We start from the raw sequence: 1,836 nt of genomic DNA, 5'->3' as shown, positions 1-1,836 counted from the left end.
ATTGAATGTTGAATGATTGAATGATAAATCGCTCAATTATTCAACTTATATATTTGTTGTTGTTATTGTTGTTAAAAATGTTTGGAAGGTTTGAATGTTGGGATATTCCAACGCTTCATTGAATAAGGATATAAACCTTCTACCTTTCAGCCTTATACCTTAAGTAGCATGTAAACCGCATTCTTTTTTACTTTGGTCTTCCCACCACCATCTTCCAGCCCTAAAATCTTCACCCGGCTGTACTGCTCTGGTACATGGGGCGCAACCGATGCTTGGGAAACCTTTATCATGCAGGGTATTGTAAACAATGTTGTTTTCTTTAATGTATGCTTTCACATCATCTAAAGTCCAATCGAAAATAGGGTGGAATTTAACCAATTGATTCCCTTCGTCCCATTCTAAATCGTGCATATCCTCGCGGTTGGCACTTTGGTCGGCCCTGATCCCTGTTACCCATATCTCATTACCTTTTAATGCTCTTTTTAAAGGTTCGATTTTACGGATGTAACAGCACTCTTTTCTATTTTCTACCGATTCGTAAAAGCTGCTCGGGCCTTTTGTGTTTACCATATCCTGTAACAGCTCATTTTGTGGATAATAGGCATGAATGGGTTTGTTATAAATTTCCAGGGTTCGGTTCCAAACGTAATAAGTTTCTGGGAACAAACGTCCGGTTTCTAAAGTAAAAACCTTAATTGGAATATTATTTGAAAAAATTAAATGCGTAATCGCCTGATCTTCCCAACCAAAACTGGTCGAAAATATAATACGGTCGGCATATTTATCTGCTAAAAATTTCAGTTTATCAATTGTATTTAAACCTGCCAGTGCTGCTTTTATCTCCTCTAGGTTCTCCATCACTATATTAATTTTAAAATAAACATAATTACACTGCGCAAACTCACAATCATCACAATAATCCCTACGGCAACCATAATGGTTTTTGCAGAAATTTTGTTCGATACTTTTGCGGCTATTGGTGATGCGATTGCACTACCAATAATCAAGCCCACAACAGCTTCCCAGTGTTTGCCACCTAACATGGTGAAAAATGTAAGCGAACTTAAAGTGGCGATAAAAAAGCGGCTGATTTTTACCGTACCCAAAGAGAACAATGGATGCCTGCCACCTGCAATTAAGCTTGATAATACGATTGAACCCCAGCCACCGCCAAAGGCAGCATCGATAAAACCACCAACAAAGCCCAATAAACCAATTTTTTTAATTTTTTGATCGGCTTTTTTTCTCTTCACATTGAAAGCTTTCATTAAAATGATTCCGCCTAAAAACAAGGTGTAAACCGCTACAATAGGCTTAACATAAGCACTATAATGTTCTAATGAAGAAAGGATATAGGCACCTAAAACTGCTCCGATTATGGCAGGAAGGATTAAAATTTTGAATAATTTCCAGTTTACGTTACCCATACGGTAATGCATCCAGCCTGCAATTCCATTGCTCATTACCTCAGAAATGTGGATGGCCATACTTGCYGATGCAGGAGGTAAACCCATCGCTAATGAGAACGACGCAGTAGTAACACCATACGACATGCCAATTGCACCATCAATTAATGCGAATAAAAACCCAGCACCTAAAAACCAATAGAATAAAGGATCAATATTGATCAGGAAACGCTGAAATTCTGGTTCGGTATTCCACAAAGAAAACCCGATAGCACCAATTAGTAAAACTGAGGCCGCCCAGATTAACCATTTAATATTTTGTTCGGCAAAACTTTTTTTAGGGTTAATTAAACTTTGGGTAACCTTATTCAGTTTTTTAACTTTTGCCGAAAAATCACCATTTAAAGTTTGACGTAAAGCACTCATATTC

Annotated in this window: 2 protein-coding genes; both read right to left on the bottom strand. The window is 37.6% G+C overall.

Features of this window, described 5'->3' with window-relative positions:
* Positions 1 to 159: 159 nt before the first annotated feature.
* On the bottom strand, positions 160 to 858 hold the full coding sequence (locus AC1DPQ_RS26655) for a phosphoadenylyl-sulfate reductase (protein ID WP_477585379.1): 699 nt from the start codon (positions 856 to 858) through the stop codon (positions 160 to 162).
* Positions 859 to 860: 2 nt separating this feature from the next.
* Positions 861 to 1,836, bottom strand: a 976-nt coding sequence (locus AC1DPQ_RS26650) for a sulfite exporter TauE/SafE family protein (protein ID WP_477611419.1), incomplete at its 5' end; no start/stop codon positions are given.

Source organism: Pedobacter sp. 01T416_2 (assembly GCF_056398925.1).
The sequence above is the reverse complement of the archived record's forward strand: the minus strand, read 5'-3'. Positions and strand labels throughout refer to the sequence as shown.